Origin of the sequence: Streptomyces sp. YS-3, assembly GCF_045257485.1 — a bacterium.
GTDB lineage: Bacteria > Actinomycetota > Actinomycetes > Streptomycetales > Streptomycetaceae > Streptomyces.
On the sequence record NZ_JBJHPC010000688.1, the window covers coordinates 1 to 3,493 of the forward strand.

At 69.3% G+C, this 3,493-nt stretch carries 4 protein-coding genes; all 4 read right to left on the reverse strand.

Annotated elements, in window-relative coordinates; translation table 11 throughout:
• Positions 1–284: 284 nt before the first annotated feature.
• The 4 genes from ACJA3G_RS33285 to ACJA3G_RS33300 all read right to left on the reverse strand — a co-directional run bounded on the left by ACJA3G_RS33285 (position 285) and on the right by ACJA3G_RS33300 (position 3,380).
• Positions 285–845 (reverse strand): CGNR zinc finger domain-containing protein, encoded by a 561-nt coding sequence (locus tag ACJA3G_RS33285; RefSeq protein WP_406556762.1) that lies wholly within the window; start codon positions 843–845, stop codon positions 285–287.
• A 91-nt stretch (positions 846–936) separates the two neighbouring features.
• Positions 937–1,131 carry a hypothetical protein gene (locus ACJA3G_RS33290; protein ID WP_406556763.1) on the reverse strand — a complete coding sequence of 65 codons (195 nt, stop codon included), beginning with the start codon at positions 1,129–1,131 and terminating at the stop codon, positions 937–939.
• Between the two features lie 97 nt (positions 1,132–1,228).
• Positions 1,229–2,317, reverse strand: coding sequence for an alpha/beta fold hydrolase (locus ACJA3G_RS33295; RefSeq protein WP_406556764.1), 1,089 nt, complete (start codon positions 2,315–2,317; stop codon positions 1,229–1,231).
• Between the two features lie 256 nt (positions 2,318–2,573).
• Entirely contained in the window at positions 2,574–3,380 is an 807-nt protein-coding gene (locus tag ACJA3G_RS33300; RefSeq protein ID WP_406556765.1) for a VOC family protein, read from the reverse strand.
• Between the last annotated feature and the right edge of the window lie 113 nt (positions 3,381–3,493).

Sequence of the window (3,493 nt, forward strand, 5' to 3'; positions counted from 1 at the left end):
GCGCGGCGGCGATGGGGCGGGTGGCCGTTTGACGGGCTCACGGGGGCAAGGTGCGGAAGAGGCGCCCCTCAAAGGACATACATGGAGGACAAAAATGCGGTTCCAGCCATCACGGCTTGATTACGACGTGACGGGTGACCACAGTCCTGACCACAGTCCTGACCACGTACCGATCCGCGCCGGCCAGGCGTGATCAGCACGCCCCTGCGCCACGACCGACATTACGGAGACGCGCAGGCGCCCTCACCTCATCTGCGCGGAGGGCCGGGCAAGAGGCAGGCGGGTCAGCGAGCCGCTGCGGGAGTGGTTTTCTTGCGGGCGCGGTATGCCGCTGCCTTGATCTTGTTGCCGCAGGACTCCATCCCGCACCACTGCCGACGCATGCCGCGTGAGCGGTCGATGTAGGTGCGGGTGCACTCCGGGTTGCCGCACTCCTTGAGCAGGGGCACGTCCGGTCCGTTCAGGAGCTCGATGGCGTGGCGCGCCACCAGGGAGAGAGCTTCCTCCGGGGTCGCCTGCGTCCATCGTCCCGAGGGGGTCAGCTGGGGCACCGCCGACGGCCTGTGTGCCGCGTTGTTGAGTACGGTCAGTGCGGCGCCGTCGTATTTCTCCGCGAGCCTTCGGGCGGTGACCAGCTGGTACATGGCTTCCCGTACGGTGGTCGCCTCCTCGACATCGGCCTCCCGGCAGGGGGAGACCGCGTCGACGATGCCGGATTCCACGTACCACGCGTTCAGCCTGTCCGGCGCGGCGAACATCTCGAAGCACAGCGAGCGGCGCGCTCGCAGGGTGGCGACGAAGTCGAGTGCCGGGTTTCCGCAGACGAAGACATGGTCGAGGTTCACATCACCATTTTGACAGGTGACGACAGAGCGACGCAAGCCTCGCCGCGCGCCGCCGAGGCGGCGGACAGCCGCGGCCGGGAAACAAGGCCGCTCACAGGCCCAGGTCGACAGCGAGGCAGGAGAAGGACCTCCACGAGGCCTCGGCATTGAAAGCGTAGCGAGTCGGGTCGGACGGCGTGGCCGCCTTCTCCTCGACCATGTCCTCCTGGCGTATCCGGCCGGGCAGGCTGCCGAACCGTGCTCGGCGTGCCGCCGCGGCATTGTCCGTCGTGTGGGTGCTCTCCATGGCTGGACTCCGTTCGGTCGTGGGGATGTGGCTGCGGTGACAGATGACGCTCACGGGGCAGGGCCAAGCGTCACCCTGCTGTCAGGTGACGGTGGCGTCACATTCTGTCCGCGTCGAGGACCGCCTGGGCGAAGGCGGCGGGCGCCTCCTGCGGCAGGTTGTGGCCGATCCCCGTGAGAGTGCGGTGCTCGTACGCACCGGTGAACCTGTCCCGGTACGAGGTGCCGTTGCCCGGAGCCGTGAAGGGATCCCGCTCGGCGTCGAGAGTGATGGTGGGAACCCGGATGAACGGCCGCGCGGCGAGCCGCTTCTCCAGCGCGTCGTAACGGCGTTCCCCGTCCGCGAGGCTCAGCCGCCACCGGTAGTTGTGGATGACGACGGCCGCGTAGTCGGGATTGCCGAAGGCCGCGGCCGTACGCTCGAAGGTCGCGTCGTCGAAGGCCCACGTCGGGGAGACCGTCTCCCAGACGAGTCTGGTCAGCTCACGGCGCAGGTTCTCGTCCTCCATCGCCTGCCGGCCTCGCTCGGTGGCGAAGTAGTACTGGTACCACCAGGTGTGTTCGGCCTTCGGGGACAGCGGCTTCAGGTTGGTCTCGAGATTGGTGATGAGGTACCCGCTCACCGACACGAGGGCCTTGCAGCGGTCGGGCCAGAGCGCGGCGATGATGTCGGCGGTCCGCGAGCCCCAGTCGAACCCGGCCAGGACGGCCTTCTCGATCTTCAGGGCGTCCATGAGGGCGATGATGTCGAGTGCGATGGCGGACTGCTGGGCGTTGCGGAACGTCCGGGCGGAGAGGAAGCGTGTCGTGCCGTGGCCGCGCAGGTACGGGACGATGACCCGGTAGCCCGCCTCGGCCAGGATCGGCGCGACATCGACGTAACTGTGGATGTCGTACGGCCAGCCGTGCAGACAGATGACGGCGGGACCGTGGGCGGGCCCCAACTCGGCATAGCCGACGTTCAGCAGCCCGGCCCTGATCTGCTTCGGCCGACTGAACGCGGTGTGCGTGCCGGTCGCCACCGCCGGGGCCGAGGGCATGGCCGGGGCCGAGGCCGAGATCGGGGTCGTGGGCTCGTGGCGCGGGGCGGCGGACGCGGTCTGCGGACCGTGCGGCCCCGTGAGGGAGAGGGCAGCCGCACCCGTCCCCAGCCCTACCGCCTTGCTGAACCCCCGCCTGTTGATCATGTGAAGCCCCCTCGTCCGTTCGTCCGTTCACGTGCACGGCGATGCGCGATGATCTGACTTTCGCACGGGATGCGTCACCGGTCAAGATGGTGACGCATCTCAGGGACCGATCCGGGGCAGCACAAATCTGGGCGTCGGCTTGCTGGATGCCGCGCACCGCCGCGGAAGAGTCACCCTTTGAACGAGTGATGAGCGTGGGGTCCCTGAAACGGGGAAGGCCCGGCCCCCCCAAGTCGGGCGGCCGGGCCCGCCGGGGCTACTCCGGCTGCTGCGGCGCCCCGGCCTTGATCACCGAGAAGCCCCCGCCCTGCGGGTCCGCGAGCACCGCCATACGGCCGGCGACCATGTCGAACGCCGGAGCGAGCACCGATCCGCCCGCGCGCACGGCGGCGCTCTGGATGCTGTCGACGTCGTCCACGCCGAAGTACGGCATCCAGTTCGGCGGGACCCCCGGCGGGAGAGCGGCGAGGTCCATCATGCCGCCGATCGCGCGTCCGCCGACCTTGAACTCGATGTAGCCCTCGGCGCCGGCCATCTGTGTGGGCGCGGCCTCAAGAGGCAGGACCGCCCCGTAGAACTCGGCGGCGGCACGGGTGTCGCCCGTGTTCAGTTCGTTCCAGATGAGAGCGCCGTGCTCGTTGACGATGCCCGCGCCGTCGAAGCTGCCGGCCTGCCACAGGCCGACGACGGCGCCGGTCGGGTCGGCGATGACGGCCATCCGGCCGAGGTCCATGACGTCCTGCGGGCCCATCACGACCGTACCGCCCGCGTCGGTGACGGCTTTGACGGTGGCGTCGACGGAGTCGGTGGCCAGGTACGTGGTCCACGCGGTCGGCGGCATCGGGTCGGGCACGGAGCCGTCAGGGCCCATCGCCTTCATGATTCCGGCGACGGGCTTGCCCTTGAGCAGGCATACGGAGTAGCCGCCGGTCTCCGGGGAGCCGATCTCTCCCTGCCAGCCGAAGAGATCGCAGTAGAAGTCGAGGGCGGCCTGCTGGTCGGGGACCATCAGGTCGACCCAGCAGGGGGTGCCGGGCTTGTAGGGGCCGGTTTTGTCGGGCACGGATGCCTCCGGGGGAGGTGGTGGGGTCGGACGGGGCGTTCTGTACCCGACCCCCGGATCGCCAACCGAGCCGAACGGATGAACGGTGGCGGTGGTGGCAGCGGTGGTGGCGG